The organism is Hymenobacter sp. BT491, assembly GCF_014349165.1.
GTDB lineage: Bacteria > Bacteroidota > Bacteroidia > Cytophagales > Hymenobacteraceae > Hymenobacter > Hymenobacter jejuensis.
In genome coordinates, this window is record NZ_JACSJJ010000001.1 from 640,341 (window position 1) to 666,076 (window position 25,736).

Below are 25,736 nucleotides of genomic sequence, written 5' to 3' on the forward strand. Positions count from 1 at the left end.
AGATATGTTACTCGTTTCGATTCAAAGCCTTAAGCCTGGCTTTCAGCTGGAAAGCGTACATCAACCTGCGAGTCGAAATGCAGGCCCAGCAACTCCGACGCATTGCCCTGGTTCACGCCGATGCACAGCATGTTCTGGCTGTTGAAAATGCACACGGCGTCGCCGGGGTCAGCGGCTTGGAAATGGGGCGCTACTTCGCGCACAGTTTCGCGGGCAAAGTGAATGGTGCAGGGGCGGCCGTGGCCCACCGCCTCGACAGAAGCGCGGGTGATATTCGTAATCAAGTTGCCGTAATGATCGACGTGCACCACGTGACCCGTGATCCGGTGATCTTGCAGGCGCAGCTGCCGGTTCATCAACTGATAATATTCGGTAGGAGGCGGCCCCAAATCAGTGAGCGCGCCACCGCCAGCTAGGTACACAGCGGCCGGCGTGAGTACGTCGCGAGTGGGAGAGGACGTAGGCGTAGCAGCCAACCGCACCAATTCCTCGGGCTGGCCGTCGGTGAGCAGGGCCAAAATGCCGTTGTCGGCAGCTACAAAATAATGACCCTCAAACAGCGCGGCGTGCCACGCCCCGCGCGGCCCGCCCAAATCGTTAACGCCCACCAAGTGCACCGTACCCGCCGGAAAATCACGAAAGACCGCATTTAGAACGTGAACGGCGTGCGCGATGTTAAAGGGTTCGATGCCGTGCGTAATGTCCAGCACGGGTTGGGTGGGGGCCAGATGCAGAATCCGCGCTTTTACGGCGGCCACGTAGTGGTCGCGGTAGCCAAAGTCGGACAGAAACGTAAGCAGCCCCATGCCGGAAATCCTGAGTTATTCGTACTATTGTTTACCCTGTGTAAGGGCGGCAAAAGTAGACGAAATCCCTTGAACTAACGGCCCCCTTTCTGGTTTTACCTTATTTCCACCTAGTTAAAAACACCTCAGTTTGGTCGAGAAAGTCATCACGCTTGAAAACGTATCCCTCGTCGATTTCCTGGGACCTGATAACCAGAACATCCGCCAGCTTGCGGCCGCTTTTCCGGGTAGCAAGATAATTTCGCGCGGCAACGAGATCAAGATTCAGGGGCAAACCCACGTTATTACCCGGATCAACGAGATTTTATCATCGCTCATCGAGCATTATCATCAGTACGGACAAATCACGGATCGCACGATAAGCGAATACATAGGCGCCGCCGACGACGAGCAGCAGGAACGCATCATGGCCACGGCGCCCATCGCCGACGTGATTGTGTTTGGGGCCAAAGGCGGCGTTATCAAAGCCAAAACGCCCAATCAGCAGCGCCTCGTCGATGCCGTCATGAAAAATGACCTGACCTTTGCGCTCGGGCCAGCCGGTACGGGCAAAACCTATGTGTCGGTGGCGTTGGCCGTGCGGGCACTTAAGAACAAGGAGGTCAAGAAGATCATCATTTCGCGCCCCGTGGTCGAAGCCGGAGAGAACCTGGGCTTTTTGCCTGGCGACATGAAGGAAAAGGTCGATCCGTACCTGCGCCCGATTTACGATGCCCTGGAAGACATGATTCCGGCTGAAAAGCTGAAATTCTACCAGGAAAACAAGATCATCGAGATTGCCCCGTTGGCCTACATGCGCGGCCGCACGCTGAACAACGCGTTCGTTCTGCTCGACGAGGCCCAGAATACCACGCCCTCGCAGCTCAAGATGTTCCTGACGCGCATGGGACCTTCGGCGAAAGTAATGGTCAACGGCGACCGCTCGCAGATTGACTTGCCCACCAAGCAGAAATCAGGCTTGATCCAAGCCCTTGATATTCTGAAAGATGTGCGCGGCATCGGATTTGTCGAGATGACTGCCGACGACGTGGTGCGTCACCGCTTGGTGAAAGAGATTGTGCAGGCCTACGACCGTTTCGACGTGCAACAGCAACGCGATCAGGCCCAACGGCCCATTCGCGAGTACCGCCCCCGCAACGACCGTCCGGACCAGCACCCGGATGTGCGCCGCGAAGATGACGGCATGCAGGAGCTGCCCGTCAATCATGAGCAACAGATGTAATATATTGATTGTCAAATATTTATGATTATGGGCTGAATTCGGTTCAGCCCAAGACAAAAGAAAAGCCGCTTTCCACAAAGCGGCTTTTCTTTTGTCTTTCCTACGGTATTACTTTCGTAGCGCCGTACGTCTGGAAGAAGCTGAACACTAAAACGAGCAGCACAATCCGCAGTATAATGTTTATAATCAGTTGTTTATGAATGCACAGTCCGTCACCGCGCCCGAAGACCTGGAGTCCGCGCTAACCATTCGCCGCACCGTATTTGTGGAGGAGCAAGGCGTGCCAGCCGAAGCCGAAAATGACGAGCACGACCGCACCGATGCGCACCATTACTTGGTATGGACGGATGATGGCACCCCCGTTGGCGCGGCGCGCTGGCGCCGCACTGCCAACGGCGTGAAACTGGAGCGCTTTGCGGTGCTGGACAAGTATCGCAGCCAGCAAGCCGGTGCCGCGCTGCTGAACGCTGTGCTGCGCGACGTGCAAGTTGCCCACCCTGAGGCTACTGTGTATTTGAATGCTCAGCTTCGGGCCATCCCGTTTTACGAGCGCCACGGCTTCGAGAAAGTAGGCGAGCAGTTTACGGAATGCGACATTGAACATTTTCAAATGGAATGGCGCGGTAAAATCATAAATAATTGATAATCAAATATTTGCAATAATGTATTGGCTGCGCCGAGCTGCCGCCTCCAAGTAGATTTACTTATCAGCGTGCTTTTATTTTTGATTTCTACCTCATGATTCGCTGGGCGCCCTACGCCTTTGTTCGCCTCACGCTTGCGCTGGCGGCGGGCATTCTTACCTATCTGTACGTTGGAGAGGCGCTGCCGCCGATGCTGTGGCCGCTGGTCGGCTTGGTGTTGATTTTCATGGCGTTGCAAACGTGGGCGAACCGCCAACTGGCGCCCGTATTTACGGACGCAGCGGGTTTGCTGGCCGTGCTTGGCGTGTACACTGCCGGTCTTGCCCTGACGCAGTACGCAACGGAATCGCGGGCGGCGACGCATTTTGGCCGCTTGCCGGGCACGGTGGAATTTTACCGCGCCGTGGTAGACGATTATGTGGCGCCGCGCCCGACAACTTACGCCACCACGTTACGAGTGTCAGCAGTGCGAATAGGAGGCCGTTGGCACGCTGCGGAAGGCAGCGTTCGGGTTACGGTGATGCGCCGGTCTGCTGGAGCAGCACCCCGCTACGGTGACGTGTGGCTGGTGCGCGGCGCGCCACAGCCGGCCAGGTCGCCGCTCAATCCGGGCGAGTTCGACTACCGGCGCTACCTTGGCTACCACCAGATTTTTCATCAGCAGTTTATTGGTGCCGACCAATACCGACTCCTCGGTTTTCAGCCGCCGAGCTACGTAAAAGCGCTTAGCCTGCGCACGGCCCGCACGCTGGACGGCGTATTTCGGCATTACGTCAAGAGCCCACGCGAATATGCGTTGGCTTCGGCCTTGGTATTGGGCCTCAAAGACGACGTCGATCAGGAAACCAGACAGGCGTATGCCAACACCGGTACCACCCACATCATGGCCGTGTCGGGGTTGCAGGTGGGCTTGCTGCTTACGGTGCTCATGTGGGTGCTGACGCGGTTTTTCGGGGCTACACGCGGTTTTCGGTATTGGTCGGCGGCCGTGGGGTTGGTGGTAATTTGGGGCTACGCCTTCGTGACGGGTGCGTCGGCGTCGGTGCTGCGCGCGGCCACGATGTTCACCTTCGTAATCATGGGGCGTGCCTTCAATCGGCAGAGCAATATGTACAACACGCTGGCCGTAGCGGCTTTCGTGCTGCTCTGCTACAACCCGTACCTGCTGGCCGATGTAGGTTTTCAGCTGTCGTTTTTGGCTGTGCTAAGCATCGTGTATTTGCAGCCCCGTATTGCCAAATGGGTTGATTTCAAAGATTTAGCAGCTAGTCGGCGGCGCAGCTGGCAATCGCAGGCGGTGCAACGAAGTTGGGAATGGGCCGGTTGGGTAGCCGATTGGGTGTGGCAGGCTGTGGCGTTGTCGCTGGCAGCGCAGGTGGCTACGTTCCCGTTAGGCCTGTATTATTTTCACCAGTTTCCGCTCAGCTTTTTGCTGTCTAATCTGGTGGCGGTGCCCATTTCGTCGTTGGCCGTGGTGGTGGGCGTTGGGTTGCTGGCGATCAAAGGCCTTGTGGCGGCTATTCAGCTTGCAGTGCCCGCTGCCGCTTTTCTCGATTGGCTGCCCCGGACGGTGGCGTGGCTGTTTGAGCGCACCATTTGGCTGTTCAACGAATATATTTTCTGGATTGGCCGCCAATTTCCCAATGCTCTTATAACCGGGATTCACCTTACCCCGGCGCAAACGGGGCTGCTGTTCGCCGTGATTTTAGCTTTACTCGCTTTTCTGGCCTTGCACCGGTTGCCGTGGCTGGGTGTGGCGTGTGCCCTGCTGGCGATGTTTACCGGAAGTCGGGTGTGGGCCGAGCGGCAGTTGGGCAGGGACGCGCAGTTTATCGTATACAGCGTGCCGCATCGGTCGGTATGTGGATTTTGGCAAGGATCTGTCTCACAAATAGTTACTCCAGACTCCTTGCCGCTCTCGGGAGCCGGACGTGCGTATCATATTGAGCCGGGGCTGGTGGAGCACCAGATGCAACAGGTTGCCTATCAAGCCGGTTGGCATGATACGGCCGTGCCCGCCACCCGCGCCACCGACGCGCTGGTGCTGACCGTCTGGCACGGGCTGCGCGTGGCGTTCGTTTCGGGAAGGGTGGAGGGGGCCCGGCAGCCGTGCCCCGTAGATGTGGTGGTGCTTCGGCGCAACGCCCGCGTGCGCCCCGAAGAACTCGCCGCGCTGTTTGGGCATACCGCTACGGTGGTGCTGGACTCCTCCTGCAAGTTCTGGTATGCAACAAAACAAACTGTTGCTTTGCAAGAAGCTGGTTTACAAGTATATGACGTAGCAAAAAGCGGCGCTTTCACAAGAAAGGTCCGCGACTAGAGATTTTACGTATATCTTGATGTAGCCGCAACGCCCAACTCAGCTGTTGCGCTATATAGTTTCTTCGTAGCACCATTTTTGTTACGTTTGAATTTACCGATCTGCTGAAAGGGCGTTGATTGTGAGGTAGATAACGGAATCTGCTGCCCCGCTCGGTTCTTTCAGCATCGCTTAGCCACGACGACCATGGACAACATCAACATGCCTACTGAGGAGCTGGAAGCGCTGCGCTACATTCGCTACGAATGCCGCGACGCGATTGGCTACGTTACGCTCAACCGCCCCGACAAGCGCAATGCGTTGAGTTCCGATATGGTATCGGAACTGAAACAGGCGTTTGCGTTTGCCGAAGAAGATGACCTGTGCAAAGTCATTGTGCTGCGCGCCGAGGGCAAGGTCTTCTGCGCCGGTGCCGATTTGGCCTACATTCAGGAGCTGCAAGGGTTTGGCTACACCGATAACCTAGCCGATTCGACGCACCTGATGCAGCTTTTTCACCAAATCTATACGCTGAACAAAGTGGTGATTGGGCAGGTGCAGGGCCATGCGTTGGCGGGCGGCTGCGGCCTGGCCACCATCTGCGACTTTGCATTTGCCGTCCCGGAAGCCAAATTTGGCTATACGGAGGTAAAAATCGGCTTTTTGCCGGCCATTGTGAGCGTGTTTTTACTGCGTAAAATAGGGGAGGCCCGCACCAAGCAGTTGCTGCTCACCGGCGACATCATCAACGCGCAGCAGGCCGCCGATTTTGGCTTGGTCAATTTCTTGGTGCCGCAGGAAGAGTTGGCCGACCAAGTGTACCAGTTTGCGCGCCGATTGTGCGTCGAGAACTCGGCTCAGAGCATGGAAATTACGAAGGAAATGCTGGCCCGCATCCCCGAAATGCCTTTGGAGGACAGCCTGCGCTATGCCGCCCACATGAACGCCGAAGCCCGCGGCTCCCTTGACTGCCGTCGGGGTATTGCGGCCTTCCTCAACAAGGAAAAAATTACCTGGGAAAATTAATCCGGCGCCTTTTCAAGGCCCAATAAGTGAGTGCGAGCGCTTCGTCAAGCGTTTGTGCTCACTTTCTTTTTCGCCTTCCAATCAAAAACATCTGGCCTATGGCCTTGGTTAGCAACCCATGACAACGCTGGCAGCCGCGGCCGTTACAACGGCTACTTTCTTGGGAATGGAATTCGTGGCTTGGTTCATGCACAAATACGTGCTGCACGGAGCCCTGTGGTTTTTGCACCGCTCGCACCACGTGCGGCATCCGCACCGTTTCGAGCGCAACGATTTCTTTTTCCTGTTTTATGGCTCGCTATCGATGCTGTTTATCATTTACGGGTCGGATGCCAAAGACTGGCGGTTTTGGGTGGGCGTTGGCATCGCGGCCTACGGCACGGTGTATTTTTTCGTGCACGACGTGCTGATTCACGGCCGGCTCCGGTTTTGGCGCAAGTCGCACAATACGTATTTGCGGGCCCTGAACATGGCCCACAAAATGCACCATAAAACCACCGGCCGCGATGGCTCAGAGGAATTTGGAATGCTCTGGGTATCAAAGAGATACTTTTCACTGGCTGCGCGCAAGCCAGCTCCAATCAACAAAATGCGGCGCGCTTCATCGCTGAATTCGTAGCAGGACAGAACTTGTGGGACACTTTTCGATCAGCGATTTAGAAAACCTTTCCGGCATCAAGGCCCATACCATCCGAATGTGGGAGCAGCGCTACGGCATCCTGCGGCCGGTGCGTACCTCTACCAACATCCGCACGTACTGCGAGGAAGACCTGCGGCGCTTGCTGAACGTGGCGACGCTGTGCGGCCGCGGCTACCGCATTTCGCGCGTAGCGCAACTCAGCGAGCAAGAGCTTTCACAGGCCGTTATGTCGTGCTGCGACGATGCCCACGACCATGTGCAGCAGGTCAATGCGATGCTGGCTTCGATGCTGGAAATGAACGAACTGCATCTGTGCAAGCAACTCGTCTGGACCATTCAGCAACTGGGCTTTGAGAAGGCTTTCATGCACGTGGCTTATCCGTTTCTGGCACGCATCGGCATTATGTGGCAGGCGGGCACCGTCAATCCGGCGCATGAGCACTTAGTAACCAATATCTTACGGCAGAAGCTGATGGCCGCTACCGACGCTTTGGTGCCGGTGCAGCCGGCCGAGGCGCTGCGGTGGGTGCTGTTTTTGCCCGAAGGAGAGATGCACGAGCTAGCGCTGCTTTTCATGAATTACGCCTTGCGGGCCCGCGGCCACCACGTGCTATACCTGGGGCAAAACCTTCCGTCAGCGGAGCTGGAAGCCGTGTGCGAAACCTACAAGCCCTACGCCCTCTGCACCGTCATGACGGCTGTGCCCGAGCGCGACCAAGTGCAAGCGTACATCGACCGAGTGGCCCGGCTGTGCCCCGACACGGTGCTGTACCTCTACGGCCCATTGGCTCACCAAGAAAACCTAGTGCTCACGAGCAGCATGGTGCGGCTGCGTTTGATGACCGATTTCTTGGCGGTAGCTGATCAGTTGCGCCCTACTACGGTAGCGCAGTAATATTTTTTTGTCTTTTTTACCTTTTTTGTAGGGCCGTCGGTGCACCAATTGGTGGTACTGACGGCTTTTTTAGTTGGCTTTTTATCGTGCGAAATATGTGTTTCACAGACCAAATTTCTGTGCTTGGCGAATACTCCTCCAGAAGTCGGCGCAGCACAGTAGTGGTACGTACCTTGCCCGGAAGGCGAACGAATGGCGGGAGGGGGTAAGAATTTTTTGGCAGCTATGCCCACCTTTTAAATCTTCTCGTATATTTGTTTAACTTTTTGCCACGAAAAGCTAAACAGTATGACCTCTTTAGAATTTACCGATCAAGTACAAAAGATTTCTTACTCTCTAAAGCCCGTGGCCATGAACCTGACCCGTGATGCCGACGATGCCAAGGATCTTGTACAAGAAACTCTGCTCAAGGCGTTGCTTAACAAGGACAAGTTTAAAGCGGGTACCAATTTGAAGGCGTGGTTGTACACCATCATGCGCAACACCTTCATCAACAACTACAACAAGATCACCAAGCGCAATAGCAATATTGACAGCACGGAGTATTTCCAGTACTTCAACACCGACGAGAACTACATCACCCACAACGGCGCCACCAGCGACTTTGTGGTCACCGACATCAACGAAGCCATTTCCAGCCTCAGCGCCGACTACCGTACGCCCTTTATGATGTACTACATCGGCTACAAGTATCTGGAGATTGCCGAGAAATTGCAGATTCCGATTGGTACGGTCAAAAACCGTATTCACATTGCCCGTAAAGAGCTTAAAGACGCTCTGAAGGTATACGCCCCCGGCGTGTAGGGAATAGGGAGAGAGTACAACCGCCCTGGGCGTATCGCGGGCCGCGGGTGAATCAGCTACTGGCTGAGTCGCTCGCGGCCCGACTTGTTCCTGCTCTTTGCAACCGAGTGTGAGTAGATTGCGTGTATTTTGTAAGTTATTGATAATAAGACAGTTATATGCTAAGCCATTTGGAAGGCTTTTTTCCTCCTTTCTTTGCCCGCCACATCGGGACGACCAAATCAGCGTAATCAGTGCAAGCAGCAAAATCAGCGATTGTTATTGGGGCCGGCTTTGCCGGTTTGTCGGCGGCTACTTCGTTGGCACAAGCAGGGTATCGCGTGACGGTGCTGGAAAAAAACGAAGGCCCCGGCGGCCGGGCCCGCGTGTTTCGGGCCGAGGGCTTCACCTTCGATATGGGCCCAAGCTGGTATTGGATGCCCGATGTGTTCGAGCAGTATTTTGGCCGTTTCGGGCACAAAGTTGCCGATTTCTACGAGCTGGTGCGCCTCGATCCGTCGTATGCGGTCATTTTTGGCGAAAACGATTTCCTGAATATCCCGGCGCAAATGCCCGCCCTGCGCCAGATGTTTGAGGAGCTGGAACCGGGCAGCGCCGCGCAGCTCGACGAGTTTTTACGGCAGGCCGCTTACAAGTACGAAGTCGGCATCAACAAATTTGTGCACATGCCCGGTCGGTCGCTCATGGAGTTTGCCGACCCACGCCTGCTCGTAGATGCCGTGCGCCTCGACGTGCTGCAAAGCATGAGCAAGCACGTGCGGCGCTTTTTTCACAACGAGAAGCTGCTCAAGCTGATGGAGTTTCCGGTGCTGTTTCTGGGCGCCACGCCCCAGAATACGCCCGCCCTGTACTCGCTGATGAATTATGCCGATCTGGCCCTTGGTACATGGTATCCGCAGGGGGGCATGCACAAGATTGTGGAGGCCATGGTGCAAGTGGCTCAGGAGCAAGGTGTTGCAATTGAGTGTGCGCAAGAGGTCCAGGAAATTGTAGTAGAAAAAGGCCGCGCTACGGGTGTGCGTACGGCCAGCGGCTTCCGGGCTGCCGACGTAATAGTAGCCGGCGCCGACTACCATCATGCTGAGCAGCACCTGCTCGCGCCTGAGTACCGCCACTACGACCAGAAGTACTGGGATACGCGCACCATGGCGCCGTCGTCGCTGCTATTTTACTTGGGCGTCAATAAGAAACTGGCGCGTTTGCAGCACCACAATCTGTTTTTCGACGAAGACTTCAACCGCCACGCTCAAGAAATTTATGAGCAGCCGCAATGGCCTACTAAGCCACTTTTTTACGCGTCGGTGCCGAGCAAAACCGATGCGTCGGTAGCGCCCGAAGGCTGCGAAAACCTGTTTCTGCTCATGCCCGTGGCCCCCGACCTCGCCGATCCGGAAGAAACGCGCGAACGCTATTACCACCTGATGATGGACCGTCTCGAGCGTCTCACGGGCCAAAGTATCCGCGACGCCGTAGTGTTTAAGCGCAGCTACGCCCACGCCGATTTCGTCAGCGACTACCATAGCTTTAAGGGCAATGCCTACGGTTTGGCCAACACGCTTCGGCAAACGGCTATTCTAAAGCCCTCGCTTAAAAGCAAGAAGGTCAGTAACTTGTATTTCACAGGTCAGCTGACGGTGCCGGGGCCGGGAGTGCCGCCTTCGCTTATTTCAGGGCAAGTGGTGGCCAAGGAAGTTGTGAAGGAGAACTCATGAAACACGATTCACAAGAATTGCTAACTGCTAACTGACTTTGGACCACGTTGCCCTCTTCGATCAGACCAGTCTGGCGTGTAGTAAGCTGATTACCAAGCGCTACAGCACGTCGTTTACGCTGGGTATCCGCACACTCGATGCGCGCTTTCACCTGCCGGTGTACGCCGTATATGGCTTTGTGCGCTGGGCCGACGAAATCGTAGATACGTTCCACGACCACGACAAAGCCGCCTTGTTTGCCGACTTCAAGCGCCAGACTTACGAAGCGCTCGATATGCGCTTTAGCCTGAGCCCGGTGCTACACGCCTTCCAGCTGATGGTGCACCGCTACGGCATTGATAAAGAGTTTATTGACGCGTTTTTGCGGAGCATGGAAATGGACCTGGAAGACCAGAGCTACAACCAGTCGCTGTACAACGAATACATCTACGGCTCGGCGGAAGTAGTAGGCTTGATGTGTTTGCGCATCTTCTGCGAAGGCGACCAAGCCCAGTTTGAGCGGCTGCGGGAGCCCGCCTGCCGCTTGGGAGCCGCTTTTCAGAAGGTGAATTTTCTGCGCGACATCCGCTCCGACTACGAAGAGCGGGGCCGCGTCTATTTTCCGGGCGTTTGCTACGAAACCTTCAACGACGAGGTGAAGCGTGAAATAGAGGCCGATATCCGGGCCGATTTTGATGCGGCGTATGTGGGCATTATGCAGCTGCCACGCTCGGCGAAGCTGGGCGTGTACTTGGCCTATGTGTATTATCTGAAGCTTTTCCACAAGATCCGGCAGCTACCTGCGGCACGAATTTTGGGCGGCCGGGTGCGCGTTCCCGACAACACCAAGCTGTTATTGCTGCTGGGGTCGTACTTTCGCTTTCGCCTCCGGGCCATCTGATCACGAATTCTATGCCGCGTGAAGCTGCTTGTTGTCTTTCTTTCGCTGCTTTTCACCTTACCCGCTGCCGTGCCCGCTAGCTCGCCCTACCACCTGCCCAACCTGCGTCGTCATTACGAACAAGCCGCTGCCGACAAAAAGGCGGGCGAAAAGTTTTATCAGCTTATGGCCGACTACAACGAGCGCGACGCCGTGGTACTGGCTTACAAAGGGGCAGCCGAAGCCATTCGGGCCCGCGATGCTTCCATGTTCAACAAGCTCACGTATGTGCAGGACGCCAGCCGTACGTTTGAACAAGCCGTCGCGCTGAACCCGACCAACGCCGAAGTGCGGTTTCTGCGCTTTAGCGTCGAGACTAACTTGCCGAGCTTTTTGGGCCTGAGCCAACATGTAGAAGAAGACAAACAAGTGCTGCTCAGTGCGTTGCTGAATCACCCAAAATCGGGGCTGGACGCGGAAGCCTTCCGCACGGTACGTGGTTTCCTGATCGAGCGCAGCCACGTAAGCGGCGCCGAAGCACAGCAACTAGCGCGCATTACGGAGTAAAATAGGTATGAACTATATGCAAAAAGCCCTGCGGTGCGGGGCTTTTTGCATATAGTTCATAATCAAGCATTTGCGCAAAAGGCGGCTTCGGCACTAAATTCTTAGCGCTGCCTGAGTTCACAGAAAGTGCCTGAAAGCTCAAGGCCAAAAATACGCAGCACCTTGGTCCTGATTCTGTTTCAGACAGCTGAACCGTATGGGGGATAGAATTCGTATCTTCAAATGCCACCGGTTCAGTTATAACTTTCTGATTGCTTTCGTGGTTACCGAGCTATGCCGCACCATCTGAGCGTCCGTATCGACCCCAATTCCGGCTTCTGTTTCGGCGTCATCTATGCCATCCAGATGGCTGAAGACATCCTAGCGGAGGAAGCGTACCTCTATTGCCTTGGCGACATCGTGCACAACGACGAAGAAGTGGAGCGCCTGGAAAAGCGTGGCCTGCGCATCATCGATTACGAAACCTTCGCGCAACTGCGCAACGAAAAGGTACTGATTCGGGCCCATGGCGAGCCGCCGAGCACCTACCAGATGGCGCTTCAAAACAACCTAACGCTGATCGACGCCTCGTGCCCAGTGGTGTTGAAGCTGCAAAACCGCATCAAAACCAGCTACGACAAGCGCGAGCAGATCTTTATCTACGGTAAGCACGGCCACGCTGAGGTGCGCGGCCTGCTCGGCCAGACCAGCGGTGACGCCGTCGTGTTTGAGAATATCGATGAGCTGTTGCGCCACGAATTGCCGGCCAACATCACGCTGTATAGCCAGACCACCAAGAGCACCGATAGCTTTTACCGCATCAAAGGTGAGTTGGAGCAGCGCGGCTACGCCGTGAATGCCAACGATACGATTTGTAGGCAGGTCAGCAACCGCGACAAAGACTTGCGCAAGTTTGCGGCGCAGTACGGCCAAATCGTGTTTGTGTCGGGCACCAAAAGCAGCAACGGAAAGGTGCTCTACCAAGTGTGCAAAGACACCAATCCGCGCACGCATTTCATCTCCAAAGTCGAGGAAATTCAGGCCGGGTGGTTCCAGCCCGGCGACTCCGTGGGCATCTGCGGGGCCACCAGTACTCCTATGTGGCTGATGGAAGACGTGCGCGATGCGCTGCTTAGTTTGTAAGTTGTTGATTATAAATAACTTATAAAAAAGTAAAAAATAACCATGATGCAGGTAGTTTCGGAGCCAAATGCACTAGTGCGCCTCAAGCCAACGCCGGTAGGCTATACCGGCGTGCTGATTGCGGGCGCAATTGTGGTGGCTTGGGCGGCCCTGCTGACGTATTTGCTGGCCTATTACCGCCCCAACTGGCTGACGCCGTGGCCTTACCTGCTGCTGCTACTCCAGACGCATTTGTATACGGGCTTGTTCATAACTGCCCACGACGCCATGCACGGCGTTGTAAGCCCGCACAAGCGGCTGAACAACTTTATCGGGACAGTTACGGCCTTACTGTTTGCCTTCAACTGGTTTCCGCGGATGCTGCCCAAGCACCACCAGCACCACCGCCACGTGGCCACCGAAGACGACCCCGATTTCCACGATGGCCGTCATGCGAGTTTTCTGCCGTGGCTTGCCCGCTTCGCCTGGAACTACGTAACGTGGTGGCAAGTGACGCTTATGGCCCTCACCTACAACGTGCTCAAGCTTGCCTGCCCGATGGCCAACGTCATCGCTTTCTGGATGATACCGGCGGTACTGGCTACTGTGCAGTTGTTTTTTTTCGGCACCTACCTGCCGCACCGGGGCGAGCACGCCACCGACAATCCGCATAAGTCGCGCAGTCAGTTTCGGCACCATGCCTGGGCCTTCCTGAGCTGTTATTTCTTCGGCTATCACTATGAGCACCACGACCAGCCTTATTTGCCGTGGTGGCGCTTGTGGCGCGCCAAAGACGCAATAGGATAGGCATGATATAGTACTGAAAATCAAATAATTGCCCTGACACACAAAAGCTGCCTCAGCGCTGAAGCGGCTTTTGCATGTCAGGGCAATTATCAAGACAAAAAGATTGCCTGTTCTCCGTAGTGTTACCGCCACAATATAGAAAGACATGGTGCACCCTCTCGGCTGCCTGACAATTCATGTAGACATCAAAAGGAGAAATATTGCCGTGGCTGGCGACGCACTAGTATAATTTTTAGAATGGATTTTATTCTTCTGATAGGTGGCTGGGCAAACCGAGCAATTCCACTCTAAAGTGTTGATATACCGATAATTGTCCTTATCATTCGCTGCCCAATTAATCGAGTGCGGACAGGCTTAAGTCTCTTGTCATAGCTATTTGAGATAATGAAGTTGCTGTCCCTTTTGCTGTCAAAATCCTACTACCGCCTGCTATTGCTGGGGGGTACTGCGGTCTTGCTGGTGGCTTTCCTGACGGTTGTTTTCTCCTATGTGCAGGAGCAAAACCTGATAGCGGCCCCAGCTCCGGAAACAGCTTATCAGACTTCTACCCAGCCTGCGCCACTCGTCACGGAAGCCGGCATTACGCTGCAACAAGCCAAACGAAATCTGCAGCGCGCCCAGGTCGGCTCCGACCCGCGAAAACTGGCCAAAGCGTATCTCGCCGTGGGCTCAGCCCATTTGTCGTTGCGCCATTATGGGCGGGCCTTGCTGCATTTCCGCCGCGCGCTGCGGTTGCAGCAGCGACTAGGCGATGCGCAAGGCGCCGCAACAGCGCTTAGCTACCTCGGACACGCGCAGTTTGTGCAAGGTGACACTGGCCAGGCCCGTGATACGTACCAAAAAGCTCTAGAAGCCTTTGCCAAATCACGGAATTCTTCGGGCGAAGCACGGGTATTCGGCCTGCTGGGCGAGTTGTATGCCAGCCAGCAAGCGTGGCCCAAGGCACTGGCCGCCTACGAGCGTGCTTTTGCCACTTGGAAGGTATTGGGCGATGACCCCGAGCAAGTGACAGCGCTCAACCACATTGGGTTTGCGTTGGCGCAGCAGCACCACTACAGCCGGGCGCTTTACTACCTGCATCAGGCTTTAGACGGCTCTTCGGCTCTCCATGATAGCGCTCGCACAGGACGGACGTTCAGCACCATGGGCAGCATTTATCAGGCAATGGGTAGCTACGAATTGGCGGCTGGTTTCTACAAGCAGGCCGTTCAGAATATGCCCGTAGCAACTCCGCCCGGTCTGCGCGCCACGACTTTGCAAGCACTGGCTACTGCCCACGATTCGCTTCACGACCAAGCCTCGGCTGCCCACTATCTGTTGGAGGCTATTCCCGCGGCTCGCCTCGACCGCTCGAAGGTCTTGCTTAGCAATCTTTACCAAAACCTGGCTGCTGTGTACGAGCACGCGCATGAGTACCGCAAGTCAGTGCAGGCGCTAAACCAATATAACCACCTGCAGGACAGCACGTTCGCAGAGCAACGTTCGGCTCAGATCGCAGAATTGCAGCTGCGGTATGAAACCGAGAAAAAAGAGCGCGAAATCCAACTCTTAACCAAAAACCGGCAGTTGCAGGAAGCGGCGCTGTATCGCCAGAAAATACTGCTCTACCTGCTGGCCACGGCCGCGGTACTCCTGCTGACGGCGGTAGTGGCCCTGTACCGTAATCGGCAACAGCAGCTGCGCATCAACAGCTTGCTGGCGCGAAAAAACGACTCTATTCAGCGCCAAAAGGAGGAGCTGGATCGCATCAACCGAACCAAAGACACGCTTTTTTCGGTGATTTCGCACGATTTGCGTACGCCCCTGAGCTCCTTATATTCGCTGCTGGCCCTGATCAACATGGGCACAGTGCCTACCGAGCGCATGCAAGCCCACACCGACCGCCTGACGCGCATGCTCGACGGCACGTTGCGGCTGCTCGATAACCTGCTCAACTGGTCGGCCTCACAGATGCAAGGCGAAGGAGCTCGCAGTGAGCGGCTGCGTCTGGATGCGCTCATCGAGGAAACGCAGGCTTTTCTGCTGGGTGACGCCGATCGCAAGAACATCCTGTTAATCAACGAGGTACGAGAACCCAGTGTGGTCCGCGCCGACCTCAACATGACGCGCCTGATTCTGCGTAATTTGCTGAGCAACGCCATCAAATTTACGCCCGAAGGCGGCACCGTAACGGTATCGGCAGTGCGGCGCAGCGCGATGTGGGAAATCGCTGTGACGGATACGGGCGTGGGGATTCCGGTCGCCGATCAGGAAAAAATATTTGGGGCCGACGAGCCGCACTCCACGCTCGGAACCGACAAGGAAAAGGGCACCGGTCTGGGCCTGCGGCTGTGCAAAGACTTTGTGGAGCGCAACGGCGGCGAGCTAACGTTTAGCAGCCGGGTAGGGTGGGGCAGTACGTTCCGGTTTACGCTGCACACCGCTCAGGATTCGGTTTCGCTGCATTCGCTGCAAACCACTGAGCTTGAAGTACAAACAACGGAGAGCGAAGCTAATTCTGCCGCCGGATAAGGCTTCGATTGACCACACGTTCTGTCACGCGTTCGCGGTAGGTTTGGCCCAGGGGCAATACGTGGCCCCCCACGCGGATCTCCAGATTGCTCACCGACTCGATCAGGGCCGAATTGACAAGATAGGAGCGGTGCGTGCGCACAAAAAGCCCGGGCGGCAACTGCTCTTCCAGATTTTTCAGATTGACCAGCGTGAGGTGCGTCCTTCCATCCGCCGTGTTGATTTTGGTGAAATCCTTCAGCGCCTCGATGTAGAGCACGTCGCGGTAATGCAGGCGCACAAACTGCGAATCGGTGCGAATAAAAAACGAGCCCCAGCCCGAAAGCATATCCTGTTGGGCGTCGCTGCTGGAGAGGGTAGCGCGTAGGATGTTGGATACCTTATTGACGGCTCGCAGAAATCGCTCCAGCGAAATCGGTTTAAGCAGAAAATCAATGACATCCAGATTGAAGCCTTCCATGGCGTACTGTGGGTGCGCAGTCATGAGCACGACCAACGGCGGTTGGCGCAACGAGCGCACCAGGTCCAGCCCGCTCAGGTGAGGCATGGTCACGTCCGAAAACAACAATTGGACCTCGTGGTCGAGTAGGTAGCGGTGCGCCTCCAGCGGATCGGAAAAGACCGCTTTCACTTCCAGAACGTCTGTCATTGCCACGTAAGCCTGCAACAAATCCAGCACCAGCGGATCATCGTCGAGTAGCAGACAGGTAATCTTCATGAGCTGTTTTGCGGGGAGCGAAGGTGAAAGAAAGGTTAATTCTTCTCGAATTATAACAAGTTTTTATGGGAAGATAACAATCTCGACCCCAGTTATTTGGGTGTTGGTCTACTTTTGCCAGCACTTGCTCTACTTCAAACGTCCTGCCCTTGCTAGCACACGTATCTTTTTGCAATCTTCCTCCGTACGCTCCGCCCCCGACACCACCGTTTGCTCTGCTTGCTCCTGATGCACACCCAGATTGCTAACTCGTTGGGAATGAACCGCCCGTATTTGCCACCCACCACCCAGATGCCCGTTGTATTGGGCGTCGAATTGACCATTGCCCAACACGAAGGCCTTCGCCGCTCGTTGCGTTCGACCTTCGGCGTCAATACGCGGGCCATCAACCTGCGCATCGATCCAGGCATGGATCTTATCTACCTGTGTGAGACCACGTTGCCGGGCTCGCTGGCCTGCTTGGCGCCGCTGACCCGACCGGGCGTTACGGCCGTAACGCTGCGCCGCGCCCAACTCGACTGGAACCCCGGCGCGGGCAACAACATTGGCCGGGGCACGCCCACCCTGGCTGCCCTCGAAACCGGCAACTGCTTTTTGGCGGCCAACAGCCGCAAAGTCCCGATTGCTTCGTTTAGCAGCCGCAACGTGCACGCTTCGCATATTTCGATGGAAATGCAGGGCGAGCCTAACCTGTTGGAGTACCTGCGGGCCGACTGGTTTACCCTGGAAATATCCGGTACCAACCGCCGCCGCCTGACGCGTCCGCTGGCGCTCAGCGCTTCCCTGGAATTCAACGTGCAGTATGCGCAACAACCCATCAAGGACTAAGTAAGTGATTGATTATGAGATAATTGCAAAAAGGCCCGGAATTCACTGAATTCCGGGCCTTTTTGCAGTTTGTGCAGCTACAATTGTGGCTTAGTGCGCGTCGGTGTGCACGTTGTTGGTTTTCTTGCAGCAGTCGGGCAGGCGGTTGTAGGCGCGGGCATCGGCTGGTTTGTCGTCGGCATCGTAGCCGGTGCGCTGCACGGCGGCGCGCAAGGCGTCGGGGTTGGTTTTGTCGGGGCGATACGTGACGGTCAGGACTTTGCTGGGTACGTCGAGATTGGCTTCCTGCACGCCTTTTTCGTACGCCATCGCCTTTTCAAGGCGCGCTTTGCACATGTCGCACACGGCCGAAGTTTTCATCTGAAACTGCTCCGAAGCGCCTTTGGCTTTTGCCGTTTGGGCAAAGGAAGCCGGTGCCACGACCAGCATCAGAAACGCAACAATGAAAGATTTAAGGGTTTTCATATTAGTCTGACAATGAATGTGTTGTAAATAATCGGGCGTTGCCTCTGCAAGTCGGGCAATGCCTAAACAAAGAGTTTGCCGAAAGAAGATCCCGCGCTTACTCGATTTTAAAGCGCAATCCGCCGTAGGTCAGGCGGCCATAGGTTGGTCCCCAAACCATGGCGGCGTCGAAGTTCGGTCCAAACGGTGCATACGCCCCCGCAATGGGGTTGCGCTGCCGATAATCCGTTAGGTTTTCAACGCCGGCGTACACTTCAAAGCGCTTGAAAGCTCTGGTAATCTGAGCGTTGAATAAGGCGTAACGCGGTGTGTTGGGCAGTGTAGCATCGCCGGTGCCGTGCTGATGACCCAAGCCGCCGGGCGTATGCGCCAGCGGGCGTTGCCCGTACCACTGCATGGTCAGGTCGGCGCGCCACTTGTCGAAGGCAGAAGCATAGCCCAGGTTCGCAAACACCCGATGCGGTGCTGTAAGGGGCTTGGGCAGCAGCTGGCCTTCGTAGGTAGTGCGCACGTCGAGGTACTTGTAAGCGGCTTTGGCTTGCAGGCCTTTCACGGGCTCTACCTGCACCTCGGTTTGGAAGCTGCGCGAAAACGAGCGCCCACCGGGTTCGAGATTCCCAATAACGAGGAGGGAGCTCGACGTGTAAGGGTCGGCTACGATCTGATTCTGAAACTCGGTGTGGTAGTAATCAGCCACCACGGTGGCCTGCCGGCCGGCTACCGTGAAATATTGCGTGAAGCTGCCACCCAGATTCCAAGCCTTTTCGGGCCGCAGATTGGGGTTGATTACGAACTCACGTGAGCTGACCAGCATGCCGCTGTTTTCGGCCAGTGGGTTCGCTGTGCGAAAGCCACTGCCCGCCGCCACGCGCAAAATCGTGTTTGGCCGGACGTCGTATTTCACGTTCAAACGCGGCGTCAGAAACCATCCGTACAGGTTGTGTCGATCGAGCCGCAGGCCAGTCACAACGGTCAGATTACGAGCGTTTTGGTACGTGTACTCGGCGAAGGCGCCGGGCACCCGCTCCAACCGGTTGCGGTGCTCGCGCCGGAAGCGCTCCGCGTCGGTTTCGGTAGAGTAGATAAAGCCCGTGCGGTACAGCTCGCGGTAGTCGTCGTGCAGGTAGTTCAGGCCCACGCGGTAGGTATGCGCCGTAGTGCCCAACACGCTCTGAAACAGCAAGGTAGCCAAGCCCGTGCGTTGCGAGCCGTTGTAGGTGCGCAGGCCGTACTTTGAGTCAAATGCGTAATTTGTGCCCGAAAGCAGCAAACCCAGGCTCTGGTAGGGGCGGCCCGGCCACGTGTACGACGTCTTGGAATACGCCGTGTAGCGATCGGTAGTGAGCGTGGTGCCGTAGTAGCCAGAGGGTGCATCGGGCCGAAAATCAATTTGCCCTCCCTGACGCGTTTCGCGCAACGCGCCCAAGCCCACTTCGCTCACAATGCCTTTGTCAGACTTGTATTTCCACTTGTTGAACGCATTGTACTGCGTGGCGAGCGGCAGGTCCAGAAAGCCATCCTTATTACGATCGACGCGGCGACCCAAGTGGTCGGAGTGAAGCATAAGCACGGTGCTCAGCTTCGACGTCAGCTGGGTCGAGGCGTTCAGGTTAAGATCGAATTTGCCGAGGTCGTTGCCGTAAGCATTCAGCAGCAGCCGGTCGGTTTTCTCGGGCTCTTTCAGCCGCACGTTTACTTGGCCCGAAATGCTTTCGTAGCCGTTCACCACCGAGCCCATGCCTTTGATAATGTCGATGCTCTCGATCCAGGTGCCCGACAAATAGCTCAGGCGATAAGGCGTCGAAAGCCCGCGCAAGGCCGGCAGGTTGTCTACGGTAAGCAGCGAGTAAGCCCCATCCAGGCCCAGCAGCTGAATCTGCTTGGCCCCCGAAACGGCATCGGTCGTGGAAACTTCCACGGAGGCATTTGTTTCGAAGCTTTCGGCCAGGTTACAGCACGCCGACTTGGTCAAATCGCGGCTGGTGATCATCTGCGAGTTGGTGGGCGTAAGCGCAGAATAGGCTACTGCTCTGCCTTCGACCTTTACCTCGCCCAGCTCCGTGGCCCGCTCCAACGCAACGCGCACAAAGGCGCTGCTGCCAGCGGGAATGGCTATGGTATCGGCTTTATATCCTAAATAGTTGATAATGAGTTGGTTGTATTCGTTATGTGCTGGGCGGGCCAAACTAAATACTCCCGTGTTGTCCGTGGAGGCGGCGTCGGTAGAAGTGCCGCGCCAGCGCACGGTAGCGCCTGGCAACGCGGTGGCCGCAGCCGCATCCGTAACTTGCCCGCGGAGCGGCGCAACGGCATCGGATTGAGCCAAAGTCGCTGCCGTGCTGCTCAGCAGTAAACCGAGCGTCAACAACAGGCGGGGCCCTGTGATACTATTCATGTCGTCAAGAAGTTAAGCTTTTTCGTTCGGGAAAGAAATGGCCGGACCACACCGGACCACTCTTCAGGCGGCAAAGCCGCAAACCGAAAAGCCTAGACGACGAGCGTGCAAACAAATGCCAGCAACAAACGGCCGGCGCGGGGCGGGGGCGAACTATCGGCGGCGTACCAGCGCGTGGCTTGCGCTACAACTGCGGCCGGCGGTAGCGCAGGCCAGCAAGTGGCCGGCAGCGGCACCGCCACCCAATCGGGCACCAGCGATTTCACCCAAGCCAACTGCGGTGAGGACGAATCCAGCTTGTGGAAATGGGTGCTGAAATCGCAGCACGCGCCTTTGAGTTGTGCCTTGTGTGGGGCAGGAGTGTGACCCGCGCTTGCCACCGACATAGGCGACGGACAACGGTGGTGAGGCGTACTAAAAACCACCGACGCCGTGCTCCGACCGCTTTCCCGGCAGGTGTGCTGCAGCACCGTCAGGCCCACCGAAGAGGCGAGTACCAGCAGGGCCAGCATAGCACTGAAGAGCCGATGAGACAAGGGGCGTTTCACAAGTACAAAAGTACGCAACAGTTGCCACTACTCCGTGCAAAATGGGGTGTGCACAAGTGCAGAATTCAGCTATCGAAATTTCATTTTAACGGTAAAACTCAAGCCTGACATTTTGGCAAAACCTGTTCCGGAGTTCCTCGCTTTTCACCTCACTTGTATATAACCATGGCAAAAAACCGCTTCTAATAGCCTAAAAACGATGTTTTGCGTAGTGGTAGAAAATGGTAAATCGTGGTTGCCTTTTGAGGGGCATTGCGTACTTTTGCTATTATCCCTTTTCTGATTCCAATCAGCAATTATGAACCTTCTCTCTGGCGAATATGAGTGCAAGCTTGACCCGAAAGGGCGCTTGGTGCTGCCCGCCAAAGTCAAGGCTAATTTGCCCGAATCATCAGGGAGCCAACTCGTACTGGTGCGCGGTTTTGAGCCGTGTCTGGTGCTCTACCCGCGGGCGGCGTGGCGTGTGATTCACGACAAGGTGATGGCGCTCGATGAGTTTAACGAGGAGTACCGTCAGTTTCAGCGGAACTTCTTCCGCGGCATGACGGAAGTCGAACTCGACAACATCGGGCGCTTTATGCTGCCGCGCACAATGCTGCGCTATTCGGGTATCGAGAAGGAAGCCATCATTGTGGGATTGGGCAACCGCTGCGAAATCTGGGATCCGGAGCGCTACGACGAATTCCTGATCAAAGACCAGCAGAGCTTCTCGAAGCTGGCGCAAAAATTCCTGACCAACGAAACGCCGCCGGTCGGCCCACTTGCCGCATGAGCACGTTCCACAACGATACGGCCTACCATCGGCCCGTGATGCTCGCGGAGTGCCTCGATGCGCTCGGTTTGCGCCCCGACGGCTGTTATGTAGATGTAACGTTCGGCGGCGGCGGCCACTCGGCCCGGATGCTGGAGCGCCTCACGACGGGCCATCTTTACAGCTTCGACCAAGATGCCGACGCCGAGCAAGAAGCCGCTAAGCTGGCCCAGCCACAGTTTACGTTTATCAGAGCCAACTTCCGGGACTTGCACCAAGAGCTGGACGAGCGCAACGCCTTGCCCGTCGATGGCCTGCTGGCCGATTTGGGCGTGTCGTCGCACCAGTTCGACACGGCCGAGCGCGGGTTTAGCACCCGCTTCGACGGGCCCTTGGACATGCGCATGGACCCTGAAGGCGAGCGCACGGCTGCCGACGTAGTCGCTGACTATTCGGAAGCGGAGCTGCACCGCATCTTCGGCATGTACGGCGAAGTGACGAATGCCCGCACCCTGGCCCAAACGGTAGTTTCGGCCCGGCGCGCCCAAGCCATCCGGACCATCGGTGATCTGAAAAAAGCGATTGCCAGCTGCACGCCGCGCGGCAAAGAAAATAAGTACCTCGCGCAAGTATTTCAGGCTCTGCGCATTGAGGTAAACGACGAAATGAGCGCTTTGCAGGAAATGCTGCTGCAAACCGCTCAAGTACTGCGCCCCGGCGGTCGGCTCGTGGTCATGTCCTATCACTCGCTGGAAGACCGGTTGGTGAAAAACTTCATGGCCAAGGGCAAATTTTTCGGCGAAGTCGAAAAAGACCTTTTCGGACATCAGCACCGGCCCTTCGACGTGCTCACGCGCAAACCGGTGGAGGCCTCGGCCGAAGAAATTGCCATCAACAGCCGCGCACGGAGCGCTAAGTTGCGGGTAGCTGTGCGCAGCTCCTTTAAATCTGACTTTTGACTCTGGATTATGATTTATAATCTTAAAATATATCTCATTGATAATGAAAACGTTGTAGTAAAGCTGCAACGCTTCATTGGCGTGGCTCCCGAGGAAATTGTCGACCAGCTTCTAATTCAGAACTCTTAATTCCGGATTCGACGAAATGGCCATCAACACCATTAAGCCTCCAACCGCAACGCCCCGGGCCAATGTGCCCCGGGCAGTGGTTGCCCCTGAGCCAGAGCCGGTGCGTCTGCCGGAGCCCGAAATGCCCCGTGCGCCCCGCCCACAAAGGCCGCGCAGCAACTGGAGCGTATTTACGCTGCTCGAGCGGCTCACCAGCATGGACGGCTTGTTTCGCGATGGCCTGCCGGTTCGCTACCTGCCGCACGTGCTGTTCATCATGTTTTTGGTGCTCGTCTACATTGGCAATACGCACTACGCGTACCGCATGAACCGCAACATCCAGAAGCTTAAGCTGGAAACCGAAGACTTGCGCGCCGATTACACCACCCTGAAATCGGACTATATGGAGGCCAGCAAGCAAAGCGAAGTGGCGCGCAAAGTGGCTTCGTATGGCTTGGTAGAAAGCTCGTCGCCGCCCTTTCACATTTCCGTGCCCGCCGGCCGCCTCGACGAAGCCGCTCTGGACCGGGTTCCGCTGCTGACCGCCGACTCGGTTGCTGCTCAGGCCGCTCGTGCCAAAGCCGATTCGGTAGCCGCCTCGGCGGCGCCCGAAACGCTGGAAGAAGGCGAAGCACCCGAAGCGCCGCCCATCGGCGATCCGGCCACATTAGAAACGCCTGCCGCTGCCAAGCCCGCAGCACCACGGCGTAAACCCATGACTCTGAATCCTTCTACTCATTCAGCAAAGCGCGGCCATGAAAGGAAGCGTTAAAAAATCAATCGTTACCCGCGTACGGCTGGCGTTTTTGGGCGTCTGCCTGTTTTCGTGTGCCATCGTTTGGAAGGTGTCACGCATTCAGTTTAAAGAAGGCGAAAAGTGGCGCGCCCTGGAGCAGGAGCGTCGCATCGTGTACCAACCGGTGTTTGCTACCCGCGGCACTATTCTCTCCGACAACGGCAGCATTATGGCCACGTCGCTGCCATTTTACCGCGTTGCCTGGGACCCAACCGTGGTCGAGGAAAAGGTGTTTACCCACGGCGTCGATTCGTTGTCGTTGCTGCTGTCACGCTTTTTCGGCGACCGCTCGCCCCAAGAATACCGTCGCCGATTGGTAAACGCCAAACGCTCTAAGGATCCGGCCGTGCGTTACCTGCGGCTCAACTCGCGGCAGATTAACTTTCAGGAAAAGAAGCAGATAGCTCAATGGCCCATCTTCCGGGCCGGCAAAAACAAGGGCGGCGTCATTTTCGAAAAAGTCGACAAACGTTTCCGCCCCTTTGGCGGCCTGGCACAGCGCACGATTGGCTTTGTAAACGAAGACAAAAACGGCGCGGGTTTGGAATTTACTTACAACCGCGACTTAGCCGGCAAAGACGGCGAGGCGTTGTTTGAGCGCCTGCCCGGTGGCAATAAACCGCTGTACGACGGCTCAGAAGTGAAGCCGCTGCCGGGCTACGACATCAAAACTACACTCGATATTAACCTGCAGGACGTTGCAGAAAACGCTCTGTATAAGTCACTTGTGGCGAACAACGCCCAATACGGCTGCGTGATTTTGATGGAAGTGCAAACCGGCGAAATCAAAGCCATCGCCAATCTGGGCAAAGTGGCCGAAGGTGTGTACCGCGAAGACTACAACTATGCCATTGCCGACCAAGGGCGAACCGAACCGGGCTCCACGTTTAAGCTGGCCTCGATGATGGCCCTGTTCGAAGAAAACCCTGATATCGAGCTCGATGATACCGTAAATACCGGCAACGGTCGCATGTACATCGGCGGGGCGGTCAAGACGGATACGCACGGCTACGGCCGGCTTTCGGTGAAGCAAGTCATTGAAAACTCCTCCAACATCGGGGTGGCCGTGCTCATAGATCGCGAGTTCAATAAGAAGCCCGAACGCTACGCCGAGTATCTGAAGAAGTTCGGGCTTGATAAGCCGCTGGGCTTCCAGATGTCGGGCGAAGCGAGACCCTACGTGAAAGACCCGACCGATCGTTCCTGGAGCCGCACGTCGCTCTCGACTATGTGCATCGGCTACGAGCTGAAACTCGCTCCGTTGCAGACGCTGGCTTTCTATAATTCGATCGCCAACAACGGCGTGAAGGTGCAGCCTATGATTGTGAAGGAAATCAAGCAGGACGACAAAGTGCTGGAGCATTATGAGCCCCGCGTGCTGATTCCGAAAATCTGCTCCGACGAAACCCTGACCAAACTGCGCTCGATGCTCGAAGGCGTAGTGCTGGAAGGTACCGCCCGTGCCATCCGCACCCCGGACTTCACGATCGCCGGCAAAACCGGTACGGCCTGGAAATTCAAGAACGGTCAGTATACCAAAACCTACTCGACCAGCTTTTGCGGCTATTTCCCCGCCGACAAGCCCAAGTACAGTTGTATTGTGGTCGTCGACTCGCCCAAAGGCGGCAATTGGTCGGGTGCCCAAGTATCCGCTCCTATTTTCCGCGAAGTAGCTGACAAGGCCATGGCCCGCGATGCCGCCAGCCAACGGCCGTTGCTGGCCCGTGCACCAGTCAACAAATCGCAAGTGCCCTTTGTGAAAGCAGGTATGCAGGACGAACTGACTTTGGTATGCCAGAAGTTGGGCGTCAGCAACCACTCGAAGGCCGAAGGCGAGGAGTGGGTGCACACCGCCGTCGATTCGGGGACGCAGGCGTTGGCTTGGCAAGTAAATCCGGTGCGCCGAAATCGAGTGCCCGACGTAACCGGCATGACGCTGCGCGATGCGCTGTTTCTGCTTGAAAACCGGGGTTTGCGCGTAAAAGCCATTGGCACCGGTCGCGTACGGCGGCAATCGCTGGCTGCGGGCATGCCCTTGCAGCGTGGGGCCGGCGTAGTGCTGGAACTGCAACCCATCGGGGCGCCGCCTACCATTGCCACTCCCGTACTGGGGCCCGCCCCTCGGCCCGCAACGCTTGTGGGCGCGGGCCTTCTGAATGCTACCCCGGCTGAAACTGACTCCGCCCCGAAGACCAAACCAGCCTCGCCGAAACAGGTCACGCAGCAAACGCCGCGCACGGTGCAAAAGCCCAAAGCCAAGGCATAGTAATTGTTT

General features: G+C 56.4%; 22 protein-coding genes and 1 pseudogene. 18 read left to right on the top strand and 5 right to left on the bottom strand.

Translation table 11 applies throughout. From position 1 onward, the window contains the following. Positions 1–29 precede the first annotated feature (29 nt). Positions 30–806, bottom strand: a complete 777-nt coding sequence (locus H9I52_RS02770; protein ID WP_187452560.1) for an S-adenosyl-l-methionine hydroxide adenosyltransferase family protein — start codon at positions 804–806, stop codon at positions 30–32. A gap of 130 nt (positions 807–936) precedes the next feature. Here H9I52_RS02770 and H9I52_RS02775 point away from each other — a divergent pair, with 130 nt between their 5' ends. The 13 genes from H9I52_RS02775 (at position 937) to H9I52_RS02835 (ending at position 15,893) form a co-directional block, all read left to right on the top strand. After that, entirely contained in the window at positions 937–2,028 is a 1,092-nt protein-coding gene (locus tag H9I52_RS02775) for a PhoH family protein (RefSeq protein ID WP_139514185.1), read from the top strand. Positions 2,029–2,224: 196 nt separating this feature from the next. Further along, positions 2,225–2,671, top strand: coding sequence for a GNAT family N-acetyltransferase (locus H9I52_RS02780; protein WP_187452561.1), 447 nt, complete (start codon positions 2,225–2,227; stop codon positions 2,669–2,671). Between the two features lie 95 nt (positions 2,672–2,766). Beyond that, on the top strand, positions 2,767–4,992 hold the full coding sequence (locus H9I52_RS02785) for a ComEC/Rec2 family competence protein (protein WP_187452562.1): 2,226 nt from the start codon (positions 2,767–2,769) through the stop codon (positions 4,990–4,992). Between the two features lie 186 nt (positions 4,993–5,178). Further along, entirely contained in the window at positions 5,179–5,997 is an 819-nt protein-coding gene (locus tag H9I52_RS02790) for an enoyl-CoA hydratase/isomerase family protein (protein WP_230471267.1), read from the top strand. A 118-nt stretch (positions 5,998–6,115) separates the two neighbouring features. Further along, positions 6,116–6,616 carry a sterol desaturase family protein gene (locus H9I52_RS02795; protein ID WP_187452563.1) on the top strand — a complete coding sequence of 167 codons (501 nt, stop codon included), beginning with the start codon at positions 6,116–6,118 and terminating at the stop codon, positions 6,614–6,616. Between the two features lie 13 nt (positions 6,617–6,629). Then, positions 6,630–7,532 carry a MerR family transcriptional regulator gene (locus H9I52_RS02800; protein ID WP_187452564.1) on the top strand — a complete coding sequence of 301 codons (903 nt, stop codon included), beginning with the start codon at positions 6,630–6,632 and terminating at the stop codon, positions 7,530–7,532. Positions 7,533–7,820: 288 nt separating this feature from the next. Continuing rightward, positions 7,821–8,336, top strand: a complete 516-nt coding sequence (locus H9I52_RS02805; RefSeq protein WP_139514180.1) for a sigma-70 family RNA polymerase sigma factor — start codon at positions 7,821–7,823, stop codon at positions 8,334–8,336. A gap of 233 nt (positions 8,337–8,569) precedes the next feature. Further along, positions 8,570–10,048 carry a phytoene desaturase family protein gene (locus H9I52_RS02810; protein ID WP_316247993.1) on the top strand — a complete coding sequence of 493 codons (1,479 nt, stop codon included), beginning with the start codon at positions 8,570–8,572 and terminating at the stop codon, positions 10,046–10,048. Between the two features lie 37 nt (positions 10,049–10,085). Then, positions 10,086–10,928, top strand: coding sequence for a phytoene/squalene synthase family protein (locus H9I52_RS02815; protein ID WP_187452565.1), 843 nt, complete (start codon positions 10,086–10,088; stop codon positions 10,926–10,928). An 18-nt stretch (positions 10,929–10,946) separates the two neighbouring features. Then, positions 10,947–11,474, top strand: a complete 528-nt coding sequence (locus tag H9I52_RS02820) for a hypothetical protein (RefSeq protein WP_187452566.1) — start codon at positions 10,947–10,949, stop codon at positions 11,472–11,474. 273 nt (positions 11,475–11,747) lie between these two features. Continuing rightward, positions 11,748–12,596 carry a 4-hydroxy-3-methylbut-2-enyl diphosphate reductase gene (locus H9I52_RS02825; RefSeq protein WP_187452567.1) on the top strand — a complete coding sequence of 283 codons (849 nt, stop codon included), beginning with the start codon at positions 11,748–11,750 and terminating at the stop codon, positions 12,594–12,596. A 42-nt stretch (positions 12,597–12,638) separates the two neighbouring features. Continuing rightward, positions 12,639–13,382 (top strand): fatty acid desaturase, encoded by a 744-nt coding sequence (locus tag H9I52_RS02830; protein ID WP_262385927.1) that lies wholly within the window; start codon positions 12,639–12,641, stop codon positions 13,380–13,382. 384 nt (positions 13,383–13,766) lie between these two features. Further along, positions 13,767–15,893, top strand: a complete 2,127-nt coding sequence (locus H9I52_RS02835) for a tetratricopeptide repeat protein (protein WP_187452568.1) — start codon at positions 13,767–13,769, stop codon at positions 15,891–15,893. On the opposite strand, the gene H9I52_RS02840 is transcribed toward H9I52_RS02835, so the two are convergent. Beyond that, positions 15,874–16,611 carry a LytR/AlgR family response regulator transcription factor gene (locus H9I52_RS02840; protein WP_139514175.1) on the bottom strand — a complete coding sequence of 246 codons (738 nt, stop codon included), beginning with the start codon at positions 16,609–16,611 and terminating at the stop codon, positions 15,874–15,876. The genes H9I52_RS02835 and H9I52_RS02840 overlap by 20 nt on opposite strands. A gap of 228 nt (positions 16,612–16,839) precedes the next feature. Between H9I52_RS02840 and H9I52_RS02845 the strand changes: the two genes are divergently transcribed. After that, positions 16,840–17,439: a hypothetical protein gene (locus H9I52_RS02845; RefSeq protein WP_187452569.1), complete on the top strand. Its 600-nt coding sequence runs from the start codon at positions 16,840–16,842 to the stop codon at positions 17,437–17,439. 90 nt (positions 17,440–17,529) lie between these two features. Here the strand turns inward: H9I52_RS02845 and H9I52_RS02850 are convergent, their stop codons facing one another. From H9I52_RS02850 to H9I52_RS02860, 3 genes are all read right to left on the bottom strand, one after another. After that, the gene (locus tag H9I52_RS02850; RefSeq protein ID WP_187452570.1) at positions 17,530–17,904 is read right to left on the bottom strand and encodes a heavy-metal-associated domain-containing protein; all 375 of its coding nucleotides are present in this window, start codon (positions 17,902–17,904) and stop codon (positions 17,530–17,532) included. A 97-nt stretch (positions 17,905–18,001) separates the two neighbouring features. After that, complete coding sequence (locus tag H9I52_RS02855) at positions 18,002–20,299, bottom strand: TonB-dependent receptor domain-containing protein (RefSeq protein ID WP_187452571.1); 2,298 nt, start codon at positions 20,297–20,299, stop codon at positions 18,002–18,004. Between the two features lie 92 nt (positions 20,300–20,391). Further along, complete coding sequence (locus tag H9I52_RS02860; protein WP_187452572.1) at positions 20,392–20,847, bottom strand: HYC_CC_PP family protein; 456 nt, start codon at positions 20,845–20,847, stop codon at positions 20,392–20,394. 298 nt (positions 20,848–21,145) lie between these two features. Here H9I52_RS02860 and mraZ point away from each other — a divergent pair. The 4 genes and pseudogenes from mraZ to H9I52_RS02880 form a co-directional block, all read left to right on the top strand. Next, positions 21,146–21,596 (top strand): annotated as a pseudogene (gene mraZ, locus H9I52_RS02865) (division/cell wall cluster transcriptional repressor MraZ); the annotation flags it as partial. Positions 21,597–21,615: 19 nt separating this feature from the next. After that, positions 21,616–22,557 carry a 16S rRNA (cytosine(1402)-N(4))-methyltransferase RsmH gene (gene rsmH, locus H9I52_RS02870; RefSeq protein ID WP_187452574.1) on the top strand — a complete coding sequence of 314 codons (942 nt, stop codon included), beginning with the start codon at positions 21,616–21,618 and terminating at the stop codon, positions 22,555–22,557. A 145-nt stretch (positions 22,558–22,702) separates the two neighbouring features. Continuing rightward, on the top strand, positions 22,703–23,437 hold the full coding sequence (locus H9I52_RS02875) for an FtsL-like putative cell division protein (RefSeq protein WP_187452575.1): 735 nt from the start codon (positions 22,703–22,705) through the stop codon (positions 23,435–23,437). After that, complete coding sequence (locus tag H9I52_RS02880) at positions 23,421–25,727, top strand: penicillin-binding transpeptidase domain-containing protein (protein ID WP_187452576.1); 2,307 nt, start codon at positions 23,421–23,423, stop codon at positions 25,725–25,727. The genes H9I52_RS02875 and H9I52_RS02880 overlap by 17 nt, the downstream gene beginning before the upstream one ends. Positions 25,728–25,736 lie beyond the last annotated feature (9 nt).

Bases quoted from the DNA above. Each gene is read 5' to 3' on its own strand.
- H9I52_RS02770 (WP_187452560.1), bottom strand. From the start codon at position 806: ATGGGGCTGCTTACGTTTCTGTCCGACTTTGGCTACCGCGACCACTAC.
- H9I52_RS02780 (WP_187452561.1), top strand. From the start codon at position 2,225: ATGAATGCACAGTCCGTCACCGCGCCCGAAGACCTGGAGTCCGCGCTA.
- H9I52_RS02785 (WP_187452562.1), top strand. From the start codon at position 2,767: ATGATTCGCTGGGCGCCCTACGCCTTTGTTCGCCTCACGCTTGCGCTG.
- H9I52_RS02790 (WP_230471267.1), top strand. From the start codon at position 5,179: ATGGACAACATCAACATGCCTACTGAGGAGCTGGAAGCGCTGCGCTAC.
- H9I52_RS02795 (WP_187452563.1), top strand. From the start codon at position 6,116: ATGACAACGCTGGCAGCCGCGGCCGTTACAACGGCTACTTTCTTGGGA.
- H9I52_RS02805 (WP_139514180.1), top strand. From the start codon at position 7,821: ATGACCTCTTTAGAATTTACCGATCAAGTACAAAAGATTTCTTACTCT.
- H9I52_RS02825 (WP_187452567.1), top strand. From the start codon at position 11,748: ATGCCGCACCATCTGAGCGTCCGTATCGACCCCAATTCCGGCTTCTGT.
- H9I52_RS02830 (WP_262385927.1), top strand. From the start codon at position 12,639: ATGATGCAGGTAGTTTCGGAGCCAAATGCACTAGTGCGCCTCAAGCCA.
- H9I52_RS02835 (WP_187452568.1), top strand. From the start codon at position 13,767: ATGAAGTTGCTGTCCCTTTTGCTGTCAAAATCCTACTACCGCCTGCTA.
- H9I52_RS02840 (WP_139514175.1), bottom strand. From the start codon at position 16,611: ATGAAGATTACCTGTCTGCTACTCGACGATGATCCGCTGGTGCTGGAT.
- H9I52_RS02845 (WP_187452569.1), top strand. From the start codon at position 16,840: ATGCACACCCAGATTGCTAACTCGTTGGGAATGAACCGCCCGTATTTG.
- H9I52_RS02850 (WP_187452570.1), bottom strand. From the start codon at position 17,904: ATGAAAACCCTTAAATCTTTCATTGTTGCGTTTCTGATGCTGGTCGTG.
- H9I52_RS02855 (WP_187452571.1), bottom strand. From the start codon at position 20,299: ATGAATAGTATCACAGGGCCCCGCCTGTTGTTGACGCTCGGTTTACTG.
- rsmH (WP_187452574.1), top strand. From the start codon at position 21,616: ATGAGCACGTTCCACAACGATACGGCCTACCATCGGCCCGTGATGCTC.
- H9I52_RS02875 (WP_187452575.1), top strand. From the start codon at position 22,703: ATGGCCATCAACACCATTAAGCCTCCAACCGCAACGCCCCGGGCCAAT.
- H9I52_RS02880 (WP_187452576.1), top strand. From the start codon at position 23,421: ATGAAAGGAAGCGTTAAAAAATCAATCGTTACCCGCGTACGGCTGGCG.